At 67.2% G+C, this 543-nt stretch carries 1 protein-coding gene; it reads right to left on the minus strand.

Annotated features, from left to right (window positions below; translation table 11 throughout):
• Nucleotides 1-139 precede the first annotated feature (139 nt).
• Nucleotides 140-543 (minus strand): IS66 family transposase (locus KME75_RS42345; protein WP_219420728.1); only part of this gene is annotated, 404 nt, incomplete at its 5' end.

The raw sequence follows: 543 nt of genomic DNA on the forward strand, positions 1-543 counted from the left end.
CCCGACGATCTGCCGACCCTCGTACGATTCGCTCACAGGGGCCTCCTCAAATCGATGGTGTGAGCACCCCGAGCATGAGCCGGGAGTCACGAGGAGCGGAGGCCCCGCTCCTTCATCACATCAGGGCATCGAGCGGTGATCAGTGGGTTGCGGGCAGCCAGGGTCGGCCCTCGGTGAGCATGACGAGGACGTCGAAGAAGTGTCGGCCGTGTTTGACGGCGGTGGATAGGTAGCTGCGGATCGCGCAGAACTGGCGGGCGCCGGTGAGGGTGCGCAGGCAGCCGGACACCTTCTGCCGGAGCTTGATCATGCGGATGTCGCGTTCGGAGCCGTTGTTGTCAGGGGGTATTCGCCAGTCGGTGATGAAGCGCAGGTAGTCGTCTTGCCGGTCGAGCAGCCGGCGGGCCAGCGCGTGCTGCTTGCGCATCAGCGGGTTGTCGCGGGCCGTGGTGTCGCGCAGGCCGATCTGGGCGGCCGACCGGTAGCGGTGGATCTGCTCGTCCAGCGCGGCGGGGTCGACCGCATCGGCGCCGGTGTTGATCG

This window comes from Pseudonocardia nigra (assembly GCF_019396355.1).
Taxonomy (GTDB): Bacteria; Actinomycetota; Actinomycetes; order Mycobacteriales; family Pseudonocardiaceae; genus Pseudonocardia; species Pseudonocardia nigra.